This is a genomic window from Hyphomicrobiales bacterium (assembly GCA_039989895.1).
Lineage (GTDB): Bacteria > Pseudomonadota > Alphaproteobacteria > Rhizobiales > JACESI01 > JACESI01.
In genome coordinates, this window is sequence record JBDXGY010000002.1 from 238,755 (window position 1) to 257,384 (window position 18,630).

General features: G+C 46.4%; 21 protein-coding genes and 1 pseudogene. 13 read left to right on the forward strand and 9 right to left on the reverse strand.

The window, feature by feature from the left end; translation table 11 throughout:
- Positions 1-38: 38 nt before the first annotated feature.
- The 5 genes from ABJ081_01890 to ABJ081_01910 all read right to left on the reverse strand — a co-directional run bounded on the left by ABJ081_01890 (position 39) and on the right by ABJ081_01910 (position 3,655).
- Positions 39-938, reverse strand: a complete 900-nt coding sequence (locus tag ABJ081_01890) for a hypothetical protein (protein MEP6355417.1) — start codon at positions 936-938, stop codon at positions 39-41.
- Positions 939-1,102: 164 nt separating this feature from the next.
- Positions 1,103-1,690: a cob(I)yrinic acid a,c-diamide adenosyltransferase gene (locus tag ABJ081_01895; GenBank protein ID MEP6355418.1), complete on the reverse strand. Its 588-nt coding sequence runs from the start codon at positions 1,688-1,690 to the stop codon at positions 1,103-1,105.
- Positions 1,691-1,692: 2 nt separating this feature from the next.
- A complete protein-coding gene (locus ABJ081_01900; GenBank protein MEP6355419.1) occupies positions 1,693-1,887 on the reverse strand; it encodes a twin transmembrane helix small protein in 195 nt (64 codons plus the stop codon).
- Positions 1,888-1,947: 60 nt separating this feature from the next.
- On the reverse strand, positions 1,948-2,775 hold the full coding sequence (locus ABJ081_01905) for an SDR family NAD(P)-dependent oxidoreductase (GenBank protein ID MEP6355420.1): 828 nt from the start codon (positions 2,773-2,775) through the stop codon (positions 1,948-1,950).
- 7 nt (positions 2,776-2,782) lie between these two features.
- A complete protein-coding gene (locus ABJ081_01910; GenBank protein MEP6355421.1) occupies positions 2,783-3,655 on the reverse strand; it encodes an EamA family transporter in 873 nt (290 codons plus the stop codon).
- A gap of 139 nt (positions 3,656-3,794) precedes the next feature.
- Here ABJ081_01910 and ABJ081_01915 point away from each other — a divergent pair, with 139 nt between their 5' ends.
- Positions 3,795-4,760, forward strand: coding sequence for an AEC family transporter (locus tag ABJ081_01915; GenBank protein MEP6355422.1), 966 nt, complete (start codon positions 3,795-3,797; stop codon positions 4,758-4,760).
- On the opposite strand, the gene gluQRS is transcribed toward ABJ081_01915, so the two are convergent.
- A complete protein-coding gene (gene gluQRS, locus ABJ081_01920; protein MEP6355423.1) occupies positions 4,748-5,620 on the reverse strand; it encodes a tRNA glutamyl-Q(34) synthetase GluQRS in 873 nt (290 codons plus the stop codon). The genes ABJ081_01915 and gluQRS overlap by 13 nt on opposite strands.
- 133 nt (positions 5,621-5,753) lie before the next feature.
- On the opposite strand from gluQRS, the gene ABJ081_01925 reads away from it, so the two are divergent.
- From ABJ081_01925 to ABJ081_01940, 4 genes are all read left to right on the forward strand, one after another.
- Entirely contained in the window at positions 5,754-6,398 is a 645-nt protein-coding gene (locus tag ABJ081_01925; protein MEP6355424.1) for a DNA-3-methyladenine glycosylase, read from the forward strand.
- A gap of 24 nt (positions 6,399-6,422) precedes the next feature.
- On the forward strand, positions 6,423-7,091 hold the full coding sequence (locus ABJ081_01930; protein MEP6355425.1) for a dienelactone hydrolase family protein: 669 nt from the start codon (positions 6,423-6,425) through the stop codon (positions 7,089-7,091).
- Between the two features lie 68 nt (positions 7,092-7,159).
- Positions 7,160-7,750 (forward strand): thermonuclease family protein, encoded by a 591-nt coding sequence (locus ABJ081_01935; GenBank protein MEP6355426.1) that lies wholly within the window; start codon positions 7,160-7,162, stop codon positions 7,748-7,750.
- 136 nt (positions 7,751-7,886) lie between these two features.
- The gene (locus tag ABJ081_01940) at positions 7,887-8,444 is read left to right on the forward strand and encodes an HNH endonuclease (protein MEP6355427.1); all 558 of its coding nucleotides are present in this window, start codon (positions 7,887-7,889) and stop codon (positions 8,442-8,444) included.
- 50 nt (positions 8,445-8,494) lie between these two features.
- Here the strand turns inward: ABJ081_01940 and ABJ081_01945 are convergent, their stop codons facing one another.
- The gene (locus ABJ081_01945; GenBank protein ID MEP6355428.1) at positions 8,495-9,235 is read right to left on the reverse strand and encodes a hypothetical protein; all 741 of its coding nucleotides are present in this window, start codon (positions 9,233-9,235) and stop codon (positions 8,495-8,497) included.
- On the reverse strand, positions 9,235-9,753 hold the full coding sequence (locus ABJ081_01950; GenBank protein ID MEP6355429.1) for an RNA polymerase sigma factor: 519 nt from the start codon (positions 9,751-9,753) through the stop codon (positions 9,235-9,237). Before ABJ081_01950 ends, ABJ081_01945 begins: the two co-directional genes overlap by 1 nt.
- Before the next feature lie 79 nt (positions 9,754-9,832).
- Here ABJ081_01950 and ABJ081_01955 point away from each other — a divergent pair, with 79 nt between their 5' ends.
- On the forward strand, positions 9,833-10,276 hold the full coding sequence (locus ABJ081_01955) for a DUF4399 domain-containing protein (protein MEP6355430.1): 444 nt from the start codon (positions 9,833-9,835) through the stop codon (positions 10,274-10,276).
- 73 nt (positions 10,277-10,349) lie between these two features.
- Here ABJ081_01955 and ABJ081_01960 read toward each other — a convergent pair whose 3' ends face one another.
- The gene (locus tag ABJ081_01960) at positions 10,350-10,610 is read right to left on the reverse strand and encodes a BolA family protein (protein MEP6355431.1); all 261 of its coding nucleotides are present in this window, start codon (positions 10,608-10,610) and stop codon (positions 10,350-10,352) included.
- A gap of 145 nt (positions 10,611-10,755) precedes the next feature.
- Between ABJ081_01960 and ABJ081_01965 the strand changes: the two genes are divergently transcribed.
- The 7 genes and pseudogenes from ABJ081_01965 to proB all read left to right on the forward strand — a co-directional run bounded on the left by ABJ081_01965 (position 10,756) and on the right by proB (position 18,597).
- Entirely contained in the window at positions 10,756-11,391 is a 636-nt protein-coding gene (locus ABJ081_01965; protein MEP6355432.1) for a J domain-containing protein, read from the forward strand.
- A gap of 173 nt (positions 11,392-11,564) precedes the next feature.
- Positions 11,565-12,551, forward strand: a complete 987-nt coding sequence (cobS, locus tag ABJ081_01970) for a cobaltochelatase subunit CobS (GenBank protein MEP6355433.1) — start codon at positions 11,565-11,567, stop codon at positions 12,549-12,551.
- Positions 12,552-12,564: 13 nt separating this feature from the next.
- Positions 12,565-14,430, forward strand: a pseudogene (cobT, locus tag ABJ081_01975) (cobaltochelatase subunit CobT).
- A 122-nt stretch (positions 14,431-14,552) separates the two neighbouring features.
- Positions 14,553-15,611, forward strand: a complete 1,059-nt coding sequence (locus ABJ081_01980) for an esterase-like activity of phytase family protein (GenBank protein MEP6355434.1) — start codon at positions 14,553-14,555, stop codon at positions 15,609-15,611.
- Positions 15,612-15,716: 105 nt separating this feature from the next.
- The gene (locus tag ABJ081_01985; GenBank protein ID MEP6355435.1) at positions 15,717-16,340 is read left to right on the forward strand and encodes a DUF3833 family protein; all 624 of its coding nucleotides are present in this window, start codon (positions 15,717-15,719) and stop codon (positions 16,338-16,340) included.
- Positions 16,341-16,412: 72 nt separating this feature from the next.
- A complete protein-coding gene (gene obgE, locus ABJ081_01990) occupies positions 16,413-17,453 on the forward strand; it encodes a GTPase ObgE (protein ID MEP6355436.1) in 1,041 nt (346 codons plus the stop codon).
- Between the two features lies 1 nt (position 17,454).
- Positions 17,455-18,597, forward strand: coding sequence for a glutamate 5-kinase (gene proB, locus ABJ081_01995; protein MEP6355437.1), 1,143 nt, complete (start codon positions 17,455-17,457; stop codon positions 18,595-18,597).
- Positions 18,598-18,630 lie beyond the last annotated feature (33 nt).

An 18,630-nucleotide genomic window follows, 5' to 3' on the forward strand; every position in this document is an offset into this window, starting at 1 on the left:
GTCATGGATACAATATCTCTACTGCTAATGGGCAGGTCCTATTTAGTTTTCGACAAAGCTTTGATGTGATGACGGGCTTCGACAAGTATGTTTTTAACATCAGCTGGATTACGACCCGCTTGAGCGGGCGGTAATACAAGATCTTTTTTGTAGCCAGTTGCCACTTGTAAAGAATAGACGTCTGCGAGTGCGAATTGTGTCGCCAGTAATACATTTGCAGGTGTCACCGGATCGCCTAATTGAGGTCTTGGTGGTGTTGCTACACCATTTGGTAGTGCATATTGTGCATTAGACTTCGATAATTTGTCTAAATCATTAATAAGACCGATTACTTCTGCAAGAGCATCGGCGGGGGATGCTTTTTTTACATTTTCGATCTTGTCAGTGATGGTAATGCCCTGTGAACGTGTCATCGCTTTGGCTTGCTCGTTAATGCCGAGAGAAACGCGATAAACGTCATTTGGCAGCGTTTTCGGCGCGCCCAGTTTAACAAGGTCTTTATTGACTGCTCGCAGTCTTGCCATTACCTCGCCCGGGGTTTTTTTGGCCGCAACGGCAGGGGCTTGGAAGTTCAAATCTACTTTGTAAATGGGAGCAAGCGCTTTTGTGGACGCAATTGCCGCATCCAAAATAGCAACCACATCATCCGGTTTTACTTCTTTGGCGCTGGTCGAGATGATTTTATCTTCGGCTAAGCCATTGAGTGATTTCAGGAATTGCACATTTTCATAGGCATGAGATGCCAATCGCAGGACATGCCTTGGACGGCTAGGAGAAATAGCTGGATCTTTGGATAAAGTAGCTTCATGCAGATCACTGTGCAAAAGCCGCTCAATCATTTGTCCAAGGTGCTGTGCCCTTTGAAATGCATCAGCCGGACTGGCTGCTTGTGGGGCAGTGGTTATCAAAGATGTGGCGAGCGCGGACGCGAGTGCCAATGAGGTTTTTCTTTTATTTAATAAATTTAAAAAAAGTAACATTGATTCACCAAAGCCATCAATTCAAAAAAGTACATATTATATGGCTGTAAAGTATAAGCTTAGAAGCTATACAAAATATTAATTGAGACCAGGTTGGTGATATATGTATTTAACTGTGATTGTTACCGATTTTCCCCCGGCACCCAAAGCACATCACCGCCAGCCTTCGCATTGGCATAACGGCTTGCGACGAAGAAAAAATCAGATAACCGGTTGATATATTTGATAGCAGCTGGACTGATCTCATTGTCGTCTATTTGGGCAAGGGCAACCATCAGGCGTTCTGCGCGACGAGCAACCGTTCGGGCAAGGTGAAGACCAGCTGCTGCTGGTTCACCGCCGGGCAAGACGAAAGACTTCAATGGTTCTAAATCGACATTGAGCAGGTCAATTTCGGATTCAAGACGGGTAACTTGTTTATCGATAATGCGCAAAGGCTCATAACCGAGGTCTTCACCTGTGTCTGGCGTCGCCAAATCAGCACCTAAATCAAAAAGATCATTTTGAATGCGAGCAAGCATAGTATCTAAGTCTTTTAGGTCGACTATTTTCGCTGTTTCCAATCGAACAATACCGAGGCAGGCGTTGGTCTCGTCCACAGTGCCATAGGCGTCAATGCGCAGGTCATTTTTCAAGCGGCGTTCACCATTGCCAAGGGCTGTTGTGCCTGCGTCACCTGTTTTGGTGTATATTTTGTTCAAAGTAACCATTGTTATTTCCCGAAAATAAACAGACCCAGCATTAAAATACCAACAGCAATTGCTTGCATCAAAATGCGCAATCGCATCAGTTTTTGCGATACATTGGCTGACCCGCCGGTTGCCATATTTTTCAAACCCAGAAAGAGAACGATCGCAACACTGATAAGGGAAGCAACGATGATGAATTTATAGAAGAATTCCAAAATATTACCTTTCTGATTATCGTAGTTATATGGCGTGCCATGCCTTGACGTAAAGGGTTACGGCTATCCTTTTGCTAGAATACGTTCAGCAAGCGCGGTTGGCAGCAGGCGGCGAATGATGTCAGCGATATAAGTCAGCTTTGTCACTGAATAGGCTGGTTTCGGGGATTTGGCCTCACAAGCATGGATGAGTTTGGCCAGCACAGCCTCAGGCCCGAGCTTGAAGGCCGATGACTTGTTGCCTTTGTTCATTCGGCTGAGACTTGCCTCATAATCTACTTTATGGGCTGTGTTTTCCATATCCACTTTCTCGTGCAAAACTTTGAGTGCTGTTGCTAAGAACTCGGTCTCTATTGGGCCGGGGCGAATGCAGGAGACACGGATATTCCACGCTTTCAACTCCATGCGCATGGATGTAGCTAAGGCTTCAACCGCATGTTTGGTTGCAGCATAAGGCGAGCGGTGTTTGCCGGAAACAATGCCAAGCACAGAGGAGCATTGCACAATCCGTCCGTGCATCTGTTTGCGCATTATAGGTATTATCAATTTTGTGAGGCTATGCCAGCCAAAGAAATTAGCTTCAAACTGCTCGCGCAAATCGTCGGTCTTTATGTCTTCTATTGCACCAAGTAAGCCATAAGCACCATTGTTGAAAAGAACATCTAATGTGTCGCCGGTCTCGGCCATGACGCTGTCAAAACAGGCTTTAATTGATGCTTCATCACAGTAATCGAGATAAAATGTTGTGAAGCCTTCGGATTGAAGGCGGGCGATGTCTTGGTCTTTGCGGGCAGTAGCAAATACCTTCCAGCCTCGGGCTTTCATGCCATGGGCACATGTGTAGCCAATGCCTGTAGAGCATCCGGTAATTAATATGGTCTTTTGCGTCATGGAATGATTAAACCCGTGGTTTAAAGAATACATCGGAGGCAAGCGCCACCGCTGCAGTTGTTACCATCATACCGATCAGTTGAATAATCGAAAGTGTTTCGTTGAAAAAATAATAACCTTGGACGGCTGAAAAAACAGGGACGAGATAAAACACACTGGCGACTTTTGACGCCTCTCTTTGTTGCAACAGGTACATATAAAGCGTGAAAGCGCCACAAGATAAAATCAGGGTCATCCATAGATAACCAAAGATGAGTTGAGGGGAGAAGGTGAAGGAAAAATTCTCAGTAAAATAAGCAATTGGTAAGGCGATAAATAGCCCGCCGATGAGCTGCAAGCCCGGTTCTGTTTTGAAATCCATTGTGCCCACAAAACGCTTTTGGAAGAAAGAACCAAGCACAATTCCTAAAACCGCGATTGCATGTGCCCCCACGGTTAAAGGGGTGATGCCGATTGTGTCGAGGCTGAATTTGGGGGAGATAACAAGCGCACAGCCAATGAGACCAATAATTAAACCAAGCCAATGGCGTGGACGGATAACTTCACCAAGCATGGGATATGCTAAAAGGGCGGTGATGAGGGGCTGTAGGCCAATTAACAGCGCGCTGATGCCTGCGGGCATGCCGTTCTTGATGCCCCAAAAAACCGCGGATAAATAAACGCCATGGATCAGCGCGCCTGATATCGTGATGATGAGCGCGCGTTTTTTTGAGGGCCATTGGCCACGCGTGATCAGTCCAAAAAGAAAAAGCAGGACGGCCCCGCCAATAAAGCGGAATGTTAAAATTGAAAAGGGTTCTGAATAGGGTGCTACCAGAGCTGCGACTACATAACCGGTCGACCACAAAAATACAAAAAGAAGAGGAAGTCCGACTGTCATTATTCTCATGGGATGACTTAATGCAGGAGTTTTTATGAAATGCAAATGTGAATTTATGTTGAGCGCATCATTTATTTGATGCACTAGAATAAGTCTGTGCTGCTATGAAAAAAATACAGTTCTTTTTATAGGTTTTATCATGTGGTCTCTTCTTCAAATTGTTTTGCCTGTTTGTGCGCTTGTGGCGGTTGGATTTGCGGCGCGCGCTTTTGGCTTGGTGAAGGAAGATGCAGATGACATCATTGGTGATTTTGTCTTCAAGATTGCAATCCCTTGTTTGCTGTTCCGGCTCATTGCAACATCCCACCTAGACGGTGTCGATCCATGGTCGATCTGGGCAACCTATTTTGGCAGTGTTGCTGTTGTGTGGCTTGTTGCGGCGACGCTATTGCCGCTCGTGTTCCGCCGTGAGGTTCTTTACGGCGTCATCGGCGGTGTTGCTTCTACTTTTGCTAATACGGTGATGATTGGCATTCCTGTGATTATTCAAGCCTATGGCGAGGAAGGGATGATCGCTGTGACCATTCTTTTATCCGTGCATTTGCCGATCATGTTGTTTGCAACAACGGCTCATCATGATCTTGCGCAATGGATGGATGGGCAAGGGGGTATTGAGGGGCAGTCATTTGCTGAAAAAGTGAAGAAATTTGTTTTGAGTATTGTCAAAAACCCTATCTTGATAGGTATCGTTCTTGGCGCAATTGTTCGGACAACGGGGGTGGGCCTGCCTGAGATATTTTGGGATGTGACAGGGAAAATTGCAGATATTGCCGGGCCAATGGCGTTGATTGTACTTGGCATGGGGCTAACGAAATATGGCATCAAGGGTAATATTGGCCCTGCTTTTTTAACAAGCTTCCTGAAGCTCCTTATTTTACCTGGGATGGTTTTTACATTAGGGGCTTTCGTCTTTGATTTGCCGCCGGTCTTTACGGCTGCCCTCGTTATCGCGTCAGCCTCTCCTTCCGGTGTAAATTCCTATCTGTTTGCGCAGCACTTTGGCACGGGTCAGGCATTGTCTTCTAATTCAATCTCCATCACGACGCCGCTTTGTGTTTTCACAATGACATTCTGGCTGTGGATGCTGGCAACTTATGTGCTTTGAATGATGAGGCTCTGATACAGCGTTTCAAGCTCGCTTTCATCCCAGTCAATACGCTCTAAAATATCATCTAAAGTGGCACCTTCGTCGCGTAGATGTTTAAGACCAGTTGCCTTATTGGACTTTGATAATTTTGCGCCCTCTTCATCAAGAACTAATCGATGATGAAAATAACAGGGTGATGGAAGGCTGAGTAAATTTTGTAAGAGAAGATGCACGGGCGTTGCGGCTTTAAGGTCGAGACCACGCACCACATGGCTGATATTTTGTGCTGCGTCATCAATCACGACAGATAGATGATAGCTGGTAGGGGTATCCTTGCGGGCAAGCACAACATCGCCCCAGTCTTTTGCGCCTTCAATCGGAAAAAGGGTGAGCGCTTTTTCCATGTCGAGCCGCCATGCGAAGGGCGTGCCGCTTGCTATGGCTTCCGTGCATGTAGGCTTATCCCAGTTTTTCTCAAGGCCGGGATAAAGCGGTGCGCCGTCTGGGTCATGGGGCCAATTGGGTTCTACGCGCGCGTGTTTTTTAATTTCGCCACGTGACATGAATGCGGGATAAATCAGCTCGCGTTCAATTAATTTATCGAGGGCTTGTTGATAAATGGCAAAGCGCTTGGATTGCTGCATCACAGGTTTTTGCCATTCAAGCCCCAGCCATGTGAGATCATCAAACATGCCAGCCTCTAAAGCAGGCGTACAACGTGTGATGTCTATATCTTCAACGCGGATTATAAAGTTGCCACCGGTCTTTTTGGCAAGGCCATGATTGAGAAGGGCGGAATAGGCATGCCCCAAATGAAGAGCCCCGTTAGGGCTTGGTGCAAACCTGAAGTGTGGCTTTGAAGCGGCATAAGATGTCATACCGCTTATTGATTGTGTTTGGTGACGCAAGGTCAAGCTTTAACTGCATGGCATGGACGCAAAAGGGCACATAAACCCAGATCAGCCTTGTTTGATATTGCGGTTTTTTCTGCTGTGGCTTATCACCTCGCATATGAAACCAATTCAAACCCTTGATGATATTGCTGCTGGCCTTGACGCTTTAAAGGTACTCGATCCGCGATTGATTCCTGTTGTGGAAAGTGCCGGGCCACTCTCATTGCGGCTGCGCGAGCCTTCTCTTGCTAGTCTTATGAAGATTGTGGTTTCACAACAATTGTCGGTCCAAAGTGCGGCGGCGATTTGGGTGCGATTTGAGGAGGCGTTTAATCCCTTAAACCCTGATGAGATTGTGAAAGCTGATGAGGATGCGCTGCGCGCTGTTGGCCTTTCGCGCCCTAAAATCAAAACACTGAGAGCCATTGCCGTTGCAGCAAGGGATGAAGGCTTGGATTGTGCGGCCCTTATGGGCCGCCCTCGTGAGGAGATTGCCGCGCGGTTGACGACGATCCATGGTGTTGGGCCGTGGACCGCAGAGATTTTTACCCTGTTTTGTCTCGGGCATCCCGATATTTTCCCCGTTGGTGATATTGCGCTTCAACAAGGAGTGATGGATGCTTTTGGTCTGTCGGCTCGGCCAAAAGGGGATGATTTAGCAGCAATCGCGGCGCAATGGTCACCGTGGCGTGGGGTTGCAGCGCGTCTTTTCTGGGCGTACTACGGCGAACAACGTAAAAACCGTAATGCGCTACCTGTTTGAGGGTAGGGCTGTTTAGGAGATACTATGGCTCATAAACCTCTTGATGGGACCCGCCTTGAAGCGCTTTCAGGCAAAACGGATAGTCTTGTTATTCTATTGCACGGGTATGGTGCAAATGGCGATGACTTGATCGATCTTGGCAAACAATGGGCGCCACAATTTGTCAATACGTCCTTTGTTTCGGTTAATGCGCCTGAACCATGTGCCATATCTCCCACAGGTTTGCAGTGGTTCCCGCTTACCCATAACCCCGGCGGCATGAGAAGTCCTGAGGAATATTGGCAAGGCGTTTGCCACTCAGAAGAGGTCTTGCAAGCATTTATTGATAGTGAGCTTGCAAAATACGGGATTGATGAAACATCTTGTGTGCTGGTTGGTTTTTCGCAAGGCACGATGATGGCACTGCATGTGGGTCTGCGTCGCAAGAAGTCATTTGCGGGCATTATCGCCTATTCCGGCGTGTTGGCAGGATCAGAAAAACTTGATACGTCGATTAAAGTCAAACCACCGGTTCTTTTAGTGCACGGCGAGGCTGATCCGGTTATTCCCGTGGAGGCTTTATCTCTTGCGAAAGAGGCGTTGCGAACCATTGATATTGATCCGGAGTGGCATATTGTCGATGGTCTTGGTCACGGGATTGATGGCCTAGGCTTTCAGCTCGGCTATAATTTTTTGAAGCGCGTGCTGCGATAGTTTGTTATTAAGGAAGCTTACAATAGTTGATTGTAATTATATGAATTCGAGCAATGCGACCTTACAGTATGTTTGATATTACACTTATGATTTTACTATTATTGGGTGCGGTCATTTTGGCCTTGGCCATTGGCCGTCATAGTGATGATAATAGGCCACAAAAAAAACGGTGGGATGACCGCCAAGGTGGCGACACAACATTTAAGCCCTTTGATTCAAGTAGTTCAGAACCAACTCTTTCGGAGCAGGTTTTAGAAGGGCGTGCCTATGTAGTCGATGGGGATAGTTTGGTTATAAACAAAGTGCAGGTGCGTTTGTTTGGTGTTGATGCGCCAGAAATAAATCACCCATATGGGCAAAAATCCAAATGGGCATTGGTTGCTTTGTGCAAGGGGCAAAGAATAAAGGCAGAAATTACCGAACAAGATGATTACGGTCGAACTGTAGCGCGGTGTTACTTAGAAGATGGGCGTGATTTATCCGCCGAAATGGTTAAGCTTGGATTAGCTATTGATTGGCCAAAATATTCAGGCGGTTTTTATCAAGTATTGGAAGTGCAAGGCATCAGGAAGAAGTTATGGCTTGCGGATGCTCGCCAAAAAGGGCGGATGCATGTATGGGAAAAATTTGAAGCGCAGCAGAAAACCCGCAATCAATAAGCAATCCTTTTCCCATCATTGTGCATTCGATAGTTTGTTCTCCTCCTTATGCATTTGTGGAACAGATGACGTAAAAGCTTCACATCTGTGTCTTTAGCCCTATAGTTATCTTGAATGAATGCTATGGGAGGATATCTTGACGATACATGTCTCGCCAGAGGCCCATCCAACGCTGGTGCTTAATGCGGATTATCGTCCGCTGAGTTACTACCCTTTATCTTTATGGTCGTGGCAAGATGCGATAAAGGCGGTTTTTCTTGATCGCGTTAACATTGTCTCTGAATATGACCATGCTGTTAGAAGCCCTTCCACAGAGTTCAAAATTCCAAGTGTCGTCTCTTTAAAGAATTATGTGAAGCCTGTGCGGTACCCAGCTTTCACGCGGTTTAATGTGTTTTTGCGCGACAGGTTTGAATGCCAATATTGTGGCTCAATGAATGAATTGACATTTGATCATTTGATACCGCGCTCAAAAGGCGGCGTGACCTCTTGGGATAATGTTATCACGGCTTGCTCGCCCTGCAATTTGCGTAAGGGCAATAAATACGCTCATGCGATTGGTATGAACCCACGCATGAAGCCCTATCAGCCGACGGTTTATGATTTGCACAATAATGGTCGTTTGTTTCCACCAAATCATCTGCATGAAAGCTGGATGGATTATCTCTATTGGGATGCGGAGCTGGAACCTTAAGGCCTGCACGCGTTTTGTGTTTAGTTTATGAATTCAGCCTATAGGCTTTATTACAGATGCTGAGAATAATAGCTGGCTGTTTTCTCGATCAAGGCTTTGTCTTCTCCGCCAATGAGCAGATACTCATATCCATCATCTACCCAAAAGGCTGATTTCATGCCTTCGGCTTCCCCTAGTTGAATCTGTGTGTTGCTGACGTCTTTGCGAATAATACATAAAGCAATTGGCTTGCCGTCAGGGGTTAAAAAGGCGAGCTGAATAAGAGGTTTTCCCTTGAAAGACAAAATCTGTGAACGCTTATAAGAGAGATTTTGATCCTCAGAGAATGTTTTGTAATCAAAGTTTTTGCCAATCGCAGCTGACACACGTGTCAGCTCTGCTTTTGCGGCTTCCTCTGTTATCTCAACGTGGGATAATGTGGCGTGGGAATAAAGCGATTGGTAGGAGGCGACATAAGCGCGCCAACCTGGGGCTTTTTGCTCTGATCGTTCTGGTAATAATGCGCCAGCGCCTAGCCCAACAGTGAGAGCGACCACAGCGGCAGCAGCCATTTGCTGAAAGTTCCATTTGGGCGGTGCGATGATGATAGGAGCCATTGTGGGGGCTTCATCTAACAAGGCGCTAAAAGTGCTTTTTAGATGATCTTTGTCGATTGATAGAGCATCCAGTCGCGCGCGTAAGGTTTCATCATGGGCTAGGACTTCATTTATTTCGGCAATTTTAGCGGCCTTCAACTCACCATCGAGATAGGCGGTCAATTCCTCATCGGTGTGATTAATTATTTTGCCCATTAAACAGCACCCCTTGTATTGTGCATTTTGCCCGCCAGTTTTGTTCTCGCTGTTGAAAGCCTGCTCATCACAGTGCCAATCGGTATTTCCAATATTTCGGCAACTTCTTTGTAGCTATAGCCTTCAATATAAGCCAGTACGACAGCGCCGCGCTGGGCTTCGGGTAGTGCCATTATTTCTAATAACACTTGGCGAGCAAATAAATTCATTTCTTGATTTGGTTTGTCGTCTGGCAGATCAATCTCATCAACCGACGAAATGCCGCCGCCTGTCCTAACGGCTTGCTTGCGCAGCTCATTGATCCATAGGCGTTGTGTGATTTTGAAGATCCATCTGTCTAAATGAGTGTCAGCCTTAAATTGGTGCGCTTTTTCTAAGGCTCTCAGCGCTGTCATTTGTGCAAGGTCATCGGCTTGATGCTTGCTTCCTGTCAACACCAGACAATAGCGCCAAAGACGAGGATATATGGCTTGTAATCCGTCTGTGACCTGAGATTTTGTTTTTTTGTTCGAGAACATTTGAATATATTTCAAGTTGAAACGTTTGTTGAATGCCACTTAGACACTGTGCGCTGAGATTAAACAGGAGAATATTGATATGAAGAATTTTTTAATTGCCCCAACCGTTATTGCGATGATGATATCAGGCACAGCACTTGCTGGCGAGACACCATCTGCAAAAAATGCTACACAATATATTGTTAATATAGAAGATGGGGATATTGTTTCCAGCCCCGTGAAAGTCATCTTTGGTCTTTCAGGGATGGGGGTTGCTCCCGCTGGTGTTGAAAAGGAGCTTACTGGACATCATCACATTTTGCTTAATCGTTCAGCGTTTGGCAAAGGTGAGGACGGCGTCGAGGAATTTGAATTTAATCTTCCAGCAGATGAGCAGCATATTCATTTTGGGAAGGGCCAAACAGAGGCGACTTTAGATCTTGAGCCGGGCCAACACACCATTCAGCTCGTTCTGGGAGATAATAATCACATTCCCCATAACCCGCCTGTGTATTCAGAGGTCATTACAATAAACGTTCAATAATTGACGCAAAGTCAATTAATAGCGGTACTTTATTTGGTTTGACGTCATCGCGATGTCAGACCTTTTTTCTCTTTTAGTCTGCTTTGAGCTCCAGAGCTAAAGCATGAATGGGATTATCCATTTCATCGGCCAGCACCTCGTTGACTGCACGATGCTGTTCGATGCGCAGTTTTCCTTTGAAAGCACTTGTTGTCATGCGCACACGAAAATGACTCTCGCCTTCTTCACGGTGACCAGCATGTCCAGCATGTTGATGAGATTCGTCAATCACCTCCAGATTGGAAGGCTCGAATGCGGCTCTTAGCTTTTTTTCTATTATCATTTTAGTAGACATTTTTGCATCAATCCAAATTGTTTCTATTTCTGGGGTGATTTTTTGAATCCTTTTCAGCTATAGTTATGCGTCGCGACTTGTACAGACAAGATTTTGCGAAAAATGCATTTAGCCACCCCCTAGGCAGTTTAGGTTTTTATAAAAAATGACGTCCAAATCCTCTATTTTTGATTCAATTCGTGTAAAGCCCAAAAAAAATGAAGAGCCCGCGAAAGATGGCGAGCGTGAGTGCGACTGGGAGGGCTGTGAGAAAAAGGGCACAAATAAAGCGCCAAGAGGCCGAGATCGGGAAGGCGAGTTTTTGTGGTTTTGCACTGAGCACGTGCGCCAATATAATAAGAATTACAATTATTTTTCCGGTATGGATGATGATTCTGTTGCGACTTTTCAAAAAGCCTCATCCACAGGGCACCGTCCTACGTGGGAAATGAGCGCTAATTCATGGGGTTCTAAAGCGCGTACAGCAAGTGGCGGCATTCCAGGCAGCAAGCCATGGCTTCATCGTGGGAAGGGCGGCGATGGCGCATATCCTGGCGGAGCAGGTGGGGCGGCTTCTCCTGAAGCTCGCCGTCAACGCAAATTGAAAAGGTTGGAAAAACAAAGCCTTGATAAGTTGAGTTTGCATGACAATGCGACATCCAAAGAGATTAAATCCAAGTATAAGCAGCTCGTGAAAATACATCACCCAGATGCAAATGGCGGTGACCGTTCATCAGAAGACCGGCTGCGTGAAATTATTCAGGCGTATAATTTCTTAAAATCTGCTGGCTTTACGGACTAAGAAACACTAGATAAAGCTTGAGCTTAAGCGGGAACTGATTTGATGATTATCGGCCTTAGGTAATCGCGAATGATGACACTACCAGCGTTGTAGCGGGGTCATTCACCCAAAATTTGATCGAAACACAAAATCGACCCTGCATTATGCAATGCAGAAAAGGGTCGGAGGTACTTATGAACGATATGACATCCCCATCTGCCGGTCTTCCTGACACAAAAGTCTCTGCAAGTGATGCTTTTGGCTTTGAAAGCGACATGATGGTTCCAGCTTATAAGGAATCAAGTGAGCATGTGCCCGAGCTTGATCCGGATTATCTTTTTGACAAGCAGACAACACTAGCCATTCTTGCTGGTTTTGCTTTCAATCGTCGCGTCATTGTTTCAGGTTACCACGGCACGGGTAAATCTACCCATATCGAACAGGTGGCCGCTCGTTTGAATTGGCCAACTGTGCGTGTCAATCTTGATAGTCACATCAGCCGTATTGATCTGATTGGTAAAGACGCGATTATTGTGCGTGATGGCAAACAGGTGACAGAATTTCGCGATGGCATTTTGCCTTGGGCTTTACAGACCAATACCGCGCTTGTGTTCGATGAATATGACGCTGGGCGTGCTGACGTAATGTTTGTGATCCAGCGCGTGCTGGAGCGGCAAGGTAAACTGACCTTGCTTGATCAAAGCCGTGTGATTACGCCGCATCCCGCTTTCCGTATTTTTGCGACGGCAAATACAATCGGCCTTGGTGATACGTCAGGCCTTTATCACGGTACACAACAGCTGAACCAAGGTCAGATGGACCGTTGGTCGATTGTCACAACTCTGAACTACCTACCCCATGACAGTGAGGTGGATATTATTCAAGCGAAAGCCCCTAAATATTCATCCCCTGAGGAGCGTTCCACGGTGTCGAAAATGGTTCGTGTCGCCGAAATGAGCCGTAATGCATTTATGAATGGTGATATTTCCACAGTGATGAGCCCGCGGACTGTTTTGACATGGGCTGAAAACGCGGAGATTTTTGGCGATATTGGGTTTTCTTTCCGTGTGACTTTTTTGAACAAATGTGACGAGCTGGAACGTCCGTTTATTGCTGAGTTTTATCAGCGCGCCTTTGGCGAAGAATTGCCGGAATCAGCCGCTAATCTGGTTATGGCATAACGAGGCATAACGGATGGCTCTTGATAGCAAATCCAAAAAAACTGGTACTGGCAGTAAGGGCGCGTCACCGGCTGATATATTCAAGCAGGCAATAACTGGTTGTATGCGCGCCGTATCTGGCCGCGAGCTGGAAGTGACTTTTGCTAATGATCGTCCTTCTATGACAGGGGATACAGCTCGTTTGCCGGAACCGCCGCGCAAAATGTCATCACGCGAGATTGCGATTACGCGCGGCTTGGGTGACAGTATGGCATTGCGCAAGGCGTGTCATGATAGCAAAATTCACCGCAAACATATGCCGAGTGGCAAAGCGGGCGCTGCTGTTTATGATGCCGTTGAGCAGGCGCGGATTGAAAGTCTGGGTGCTCAGCGAATGCCTGGCATGGTCCCAAACCTCAACGCGATGCTCGAAGAAAAATACCACAAGAGTGATTATTCTGAAGTAACCGACCAAACCGATGCGCCGCTTGAAGATGCGGTTGCTCTTTTGTTGCGTGAGCGCATTGGCGGCTTGGCTATTCCTGAAAGTGGCCAGCGTCTTGTTGATATATGGCGTTCTTTCATTGAGGAAAAAGCCGGAGAAACGATTGACCGTTTGGGGGAGGTTGTAGGTAATCAAAAAGATTTTGCTAATGGCGTGCGGGATCTTCTGACTTCGCTTGAGATGCAAGATGAATTTGGTGAAGATAATCAATCGACCAATCAAGATGAAAGCGAAGACGAAGAAGACCAAGGCGAAGACGGTACCGAGGAAAATGATGGCCGTCAGGACCAAGCTGACATGGAGGATCAAGGCGATCCTGAAATGTCTGAAGCTTCTGGTGATGAGCAAGAAGCTGGCGAAACCGAAATGGGTGAAACCTACGCTGATGATATGTTCGATGAGGACTTCGCTGATTTCGATGAAAATGATGGTGATGCGCCACGTCCAGACCACAATCTTACTAATGAGCCACCCACGATTGATTATAAGATATTTGCTAATGAATTTGATGAAATTCTGGGTGCAGAAGAGCTTTGCGACGCCGAGGAGCTCGATCGTTTGCGCGGGTTTCTTGATAAGCAGTTGAATCAGATGCAGGGCATTGTGGCAAAACTTGCTAATCGCCTTCAGCGCCGTCTTTTAGCGCAGCAAAACCGAGGCTGGGATTTTGACCTTGAAGAAGGCGTTCTTGATACTGCACGTCTTGTGCGCGTGGTCACTGACCCTATGCAACCACTTTCGTTTAAAGCAGAGCGCGAAACAGAATTCCGCGACACTGTTGTGACATTGCTTCTTGATAATTCAGGCTCGATGCGTGGTCGGCCAATCACGGTTGCTGCTGTTTGTGCTGACATTCTGGCGCGGACCTTGGAACGTTGTGGTGTGAAAGTTGAAATTCTAGGCTTTACTACCAAAGCATGGAAAGGCGGACAGTCTCGCGAAAAATGGCTGCAAGGTGGCAAGCCAGCAGCACCAGGGCGTCTTAATGATTTGCGGCATATTGTTTATAAATCGGCTGATGCACCATGGCGCAGAGCAAGACGGAATCTTGGGCTGATGATGCGTGAGGGATTGCTCAAAGAAAACATCGATGGTGAAGCCCTGTTATGGGCGCATAATCGTCTTGTTGGGCGACCGGAAAACCGTAAAATTTTGATGATGATTTCTGATGGTGCGCCTGTGGATGATTCAACTTTGTCGGTGAATGCGGGTAATTATCTGGAGAAGCATTTGCGCGGTGTGATCGAGGAAATTGAAAATCGCTCACCGGTAGAATTGCTGGCAATTGGTATCGGCCATGATGTCACGCGTTATTACAAGCGTGCTTTGACCATTGTTGATGCGGAAGAGCTGGCTGGTGCGATGACCGATAAGCTTGCAGAGCTCTTTGAAGAGAACAATAGCTTTGACCCGCGCACGCAAAGCCGTGCACCCATTGCAACGCCGACAACCGACACACCAGATGGCGTAATGAGTAAACAAAAAACAGCTTCTAGTGCTAAGGGACGCATGGTTCAATGATAGAATTATTTGGAACTATCCATCGCTGTCTTATTCGTTTTTCACTGGTTATTTTAATTGGTGTTATGACGACTGTTGGGCTGGCTCAACAAACGGCTACAGCTGATGACATTAAAAAAATTGATGTAACGGTGGATTCGTTTTCTGATTTTCAACCACAATTCCCCAAAAAACGAGAATTTGGATCGCTGCTGTTTAAAGGCGGAGGGGTATTTGCGGCACAACCAAGGTCTTTTGGTGGGTTTTCTGGTATGCAAATATTAGATCAAGGGCGAAGCCTGTTGGCTGTTTCTGATACAGGCTTGTGGTTTGTCGCTGATATTAAACGCAATAAACAAGGTGAGATATTGAGCCTTGAAAATGCCCGAATGGCGCCGCTTTACTCAGGTAAAGGTCCGCGTAAAAATACTCTAAAATATTTTGTTGATGCTGAGGCTTTGTTGACGGATGGCAATGATGTCTATGTGGCTTTTGAGGCAATCAATGTCATTTCAAAATATAAGCTTGATACGCTTACTTTGAAAATGGAACCAACTATTTTACCGCTACCAAAAAGTATAGATCTTGCGAGTATTAATAAAGGTATGGAGGCCTTGGCGCGGGTGCCGGGAAATGGACAACTTGCGGGGCATTTGGTTGCTATAACCGAACGAGGTAAAAGCCGGCTCGGGCCGACTTTCGGATGGATATTGAATCCAGAAGGCAGTTTAGAAAAAACCGGTATGTTTACCGTCAAACGCGATAATCTTTTTGATGTAACCGAGGCAGGGTTCTTAAAAAATGGTGACCTTATTATACTTGAGCGTCGCTTTACGATTGCTGATGGTGTGGCTATGCGCCTGCGCCGAATTCAAGGCGATCAACTCAAAGCAGGTGCGGTTTTAACTGGCGAGGTTATTTTGGAAGCTGGCCTATCTCATCGTATAGATAATATGGAAGCAATGTCGATTTATGAAAATTCAAAAGGTGAGACTGTGCTTGCCTTTATGTCTGATGATAATCATTCACTTTTACAGCGTACAATTTTTTTGGAATTTGTTTTGTCGCAAAGTTGATATGATTGCCTGATACTAATTATCTTTATAAGGAATTTTGGTTTTTGCCATAAAAGGGCTACCACCTTGTGTCAAAGGTCAGGCCTTAATCACTGGGAATTTGAAATGAACTGTTATTTGAAAGCTGTGATGGTCTTGGGTTTTATGGGTTTCCCCATTTTTGCCCTAGCGAATGTGCCTCACCCCAAAGCAAATCCGCTCACAAAAGCCCCAGTGCAACAACAGGCCGGTCTGGATTCCAAAGAGACTATTAATTTACAAAAGCGTTTCACTTTAGAAGGGTTCTTTGTTGGTGAAACGATTGGCCGTGGTTCTATTTTTTCAAAAATTGCGGGTGTTGGTCGATCTTTTCGCACAAGTTCATCAGGCGTATGGGATGGCAAGGTTTTAACGCTTGTTGAAACCTATCAATATGCTGCGACAAGTCCCGAGACGCGTGTATGGCGTTTTACGAAAACGGGAAAAGGCACTTATACGGCTGAAAGCGACGAGATTTTAGAGAAAGCAACAATCAAGATTGAGGGACGTGTTGCTAAATTAAAATATAAGAAAAATATCCCGCGACCAGATAAGAAAAAGCCTGCTAAGGTGACATTTAATGAAAAATGGACGTTGCGAAAAAATGGCGTCCTTGAGAGTAGATCCGAGTTGAAAAAAATTGTCAGAGTAGGGCGTGAAGCTATAAATTTTGTCCGTGTTGGCAATGAATCAGCGCTAAAATCCCCGTAATGACGGCACATTAACGAGCGTTCTGGCAACAAATAACTTGCCTTTCTTGCTGTTTTATCAAATGACAGGGCCATGAAATTTCTTGATCAAGCTAAAGTATATATATCCTCCGGTAATGGAGGGGGTGGGTCAATTTCGTTTCGGCGGGAAAAATACATCCAGCATGGTGGCCCCGATGGCGGCGATGGCGGACGCGGGGGGCATGTTTATGCTGAATGTGTTGATGGTCTTAATACACTGATCGATTATCGCTATCAGCAGCACTTCAAAGGAAAAACCGGCGGTCATGGTATGGGCCGTAATCGGCATGGCAAAAATGGCGAAGACTTAACGCTTAAAGTGCCCGTTGGGACCCAGATTTTTTATGAAGACGATGAGACGATGATCGCCGATCTTACCAAAGTGGGTGAGAAGATACGCATCGCGCGCGGCGGCAATGGTGGTTTTGGTAATGCCTATTTCAAATCAGCTATCAATCAATCGCCACGTCGGGCAAATCCGGGGGAAGACGGCGAGAAGATGACGCTTTGGCTTCGTTTGAAACTGATTGCGGATGCTGGCCTTGTGGGGTTGCCGAATGCAGGGAAGTCGACATTCCTTGCAAGTGTCACAGCAGCAAAACCGAAAATTGCTGACTATCCTTTTACTACGCTCCATCCTAATTTGGGTGTTGTGCGCATTGATGAACGTGAATTTGTGCTGGCGGATATTCCTGGCCTCATTGAAGGGGCGCATGAAGGCGTGGGTATTGGCGATCGGTTTTTGGGCCATGTAGAGCGCTGTGCAATTAATTTGCACCTCGTTGATGGCACCGAGGATGATGTGGCTGAAAGCTACCGCGTTGTGCGAGGCGAGCTTGATGCCTATGGTAATGGTCTGGAAGGCAAGCCAGAGATTATTGCGCTGACTAAGGTGGATGCATTGTCAAAAGACGAGATTAAGTCGAAAATGAAAGTATTGAAGAAAGCTTCGGGCTGTAATGTCTTGCCGCTTTCTGCGCCAACGCGCCATGGAGTAGAGGATGTTTTGCGCGCGATCATGGAGGCAATCGTTGCCAAACGGGATGCGGACAATGCGCCGGTAAATGAGGAGTCGGGGTGGAGTCCCGTTTAATATGGCAAAACTTTCATCTTATAAACGAGTGGTAATAAAAATCGGTTCTGGCTTGCTGGTAGACTATGCAACGGGCGAACTTCGCATAAAATGGCTTGCAACATTGGTCGATGATATAGTCGCTTTACGTCAAGCGGGATGTGATGTTGTTATTGTCTCAAGTGGCGCGATCGCGCTTGGCAGGCGCATATTGGGCTTGGACGATGGTCCTTTAAAACTTGAAAAAAGTCAGGCAGCAGCCAGTGTTGGGCAAATTGCGCTTGCGCCAGCATGGGGTAAGGCGCTGAGTGCGCGGGACCTAACGGCTGGTCAGATACTCTTAACACTATCCGATACAGAAATACGCCGACGTTATTTAAACGCGCGTGCGACCATTTCGACGCTTTTGAAGCTGGGTGCTGTCCCGATAATCAATGAGAATGATGCCGTGACAACCATGGAAATTCGCTATGGGGATAATGACAGACTGGCCGCAAGAGTGGCGACAATGGCATCGGCAAATTGTTTGATCTTATTGTCTGATATCGATGGTCTTTATGATAAATCGCCGATAGAAAATCCGGATGCAAAACATATCCCCGTTGTTGATGTTATCACACCGGAGATTGAGGCGATGGGTGGCGCGCCGGACACATCTTACGGTTCAGGTGGCATGGCAACCAAAATTGACGCAGCCAGAATTGCAGTGAATGGCGGCACATCGATGGTGATTGCATCAGGTGAGAGAATGTCTCCACTTTCTGCAATTGATAATGGTGCTCGCTGCACTTGGTTCCACGCCAGCGATAAGCAAGTTGCGGAACGTAAAAAATGGATATCAGGTCACTTGAAGCCAGAAGGTGCTTTGACAGTTGACGAGGGCGCAATTGAAGCCCTGCAAGGCGGTAATAGCCTGCTTCCTGCGGGCGTTACAAAAGTTTTCGGCGCATTCGAACTTGGCGATACAGTTTTGATAGAGAACGCTGAAGGGGTGAAGGTAGGCCTTGGATTGGTTGCTTATGATATTGATGATGCGAGACGGATTATCGGTCAACATACATCAAAGATTGAATCTATCCTTGGGCACCCCGGACGCTCAGCCATGGTGCATCGTGATGATATGGTTTTACGTGATGCAAGTGGGTATAGTGCCAATGATGAATGAGATAAGCCTAAAGAATGAGGCATTTGGAAATGG

Bases quoted from the DNA above. Each gene is read 5' to 3' on its own strand.
- ABJ081_01905 (MEP6355420.1), bottom strand. From the start codon at position 2,775: ATGACGCAAAAGACCATATTAATTACCGGATGCTCTACAGGCATTGGC.
- ABJ081_01925 (MEP6355424.1), top strand. From the start codon at position 5,754: ATGAAACCAATTCAAACCCTTGATGATATTGCTGCTGGCCTTGACGCT.
- ABJ081_01945 (MEP6355428.1), bottom strand. From the start codon at position 9,235: ATGGGCAAAATAATTAATCACACCGATGAGGAATTGACCGCCTATCTC.
- ABJ081_01980 (MEP6355434.1), top strand. From the start codon at position 14,553: ATGATAGAATTATTTGGAACTATCCATCGCTGTCTTATTCGTTTTTCA.
- ABJ081_01965 (MEP6355432.1), top strand. From the start codon at position 10,756: ATGACGTCCAAATCCTCTATTTTTGATTCAATTCGTGTAAAGCCCAAA.
- proB (MEP6355437.1), top strand. From the start codon at position 17,455: ATGGCAAAACTTTCATCTTATAAACGAGTGGTAATAAAAATCGGTTCT.
- ABJ081_01895 (MEP6355418.1), bottom strand. From the start codon at position 1,690: ATGGTTACTTTGAACAAAATATACACCAAAACAGGTGACGCAGGCACA.
- ABJ081_01950 (MEP6355429.1), bottom strand. From the start codon at position 9,753: ATGTTCTCGAACAAAAAAACAAAATCTCAGGTCACAGACGGATTACAA.
- ABJ081_01955 (MEP6355430.1), top strand. From the start codon at position 9,833: ATGAAGAATTTTTTAATTGCCCCAACCGTTATTGCGATGATGATATCA.
- obgE (MEP6355436.1), top strand. From the start codon at position 16,413: ATGAAATTTCTTGATCAAGCTAAAGTATATATATCCTCCGGTAATGGA.
- cobS (MEP6355433.1), top strand. From the start codon at position 11,565: ATGAACGATATGACATCCCCATCTGCCGGTCTTCCTGACACAAAAGTC.
- ABJ081_01960 (MEP6355431.1), bottom strand. From the start codon at position 10,610: ATGTCTACTAAAATGATAATAGAAAAAAAGCTAAGAGCCGCATTCGAG.
- gluQRS (MEP6355423.1), bottom strand. From the start codon at position 5,620: ATGACATCTTATGCCGCTTCAAAGCCACACTTCAGGTTTGCACCAAGC.
- ABJ081_01915 (MEP6355422.1), top strand. From the start codon at position 3,795: ATGTGGTCTCTTCTTCAAATTGTTTTGCCTGTTTGTGCGCTTGTGGCG.
- ABJ081_01930 (MEP6355425.1), top strand. From the start codon at position 6,423: ATGGCTCATAAACCTCTTGATGGGACCCGCCTTGAAGCGCTTTCAGGC.
- ABJ081_01935 (MEP6355426.1), top strand. From the start codon at position 7,160: ATGTTTGATATTACACTTATGATTTTACTATTATTGGGTGCGGTCATT.
- ABJ081_01910 (MEP6355421.1), bottom strand. From the start codon at position 3,655: ATGACAGTCGGACTTCCTCTTCTTTTTGTATTTTTGTGGTCGACCGGT.
- ABJ081_01985 (MEP6355435.1), top strand. From the start codon at position 15,717: ATGAACTGTTATTTGAAAGCTGTGATGGTCTTGGGTTTTATGGGTTTC.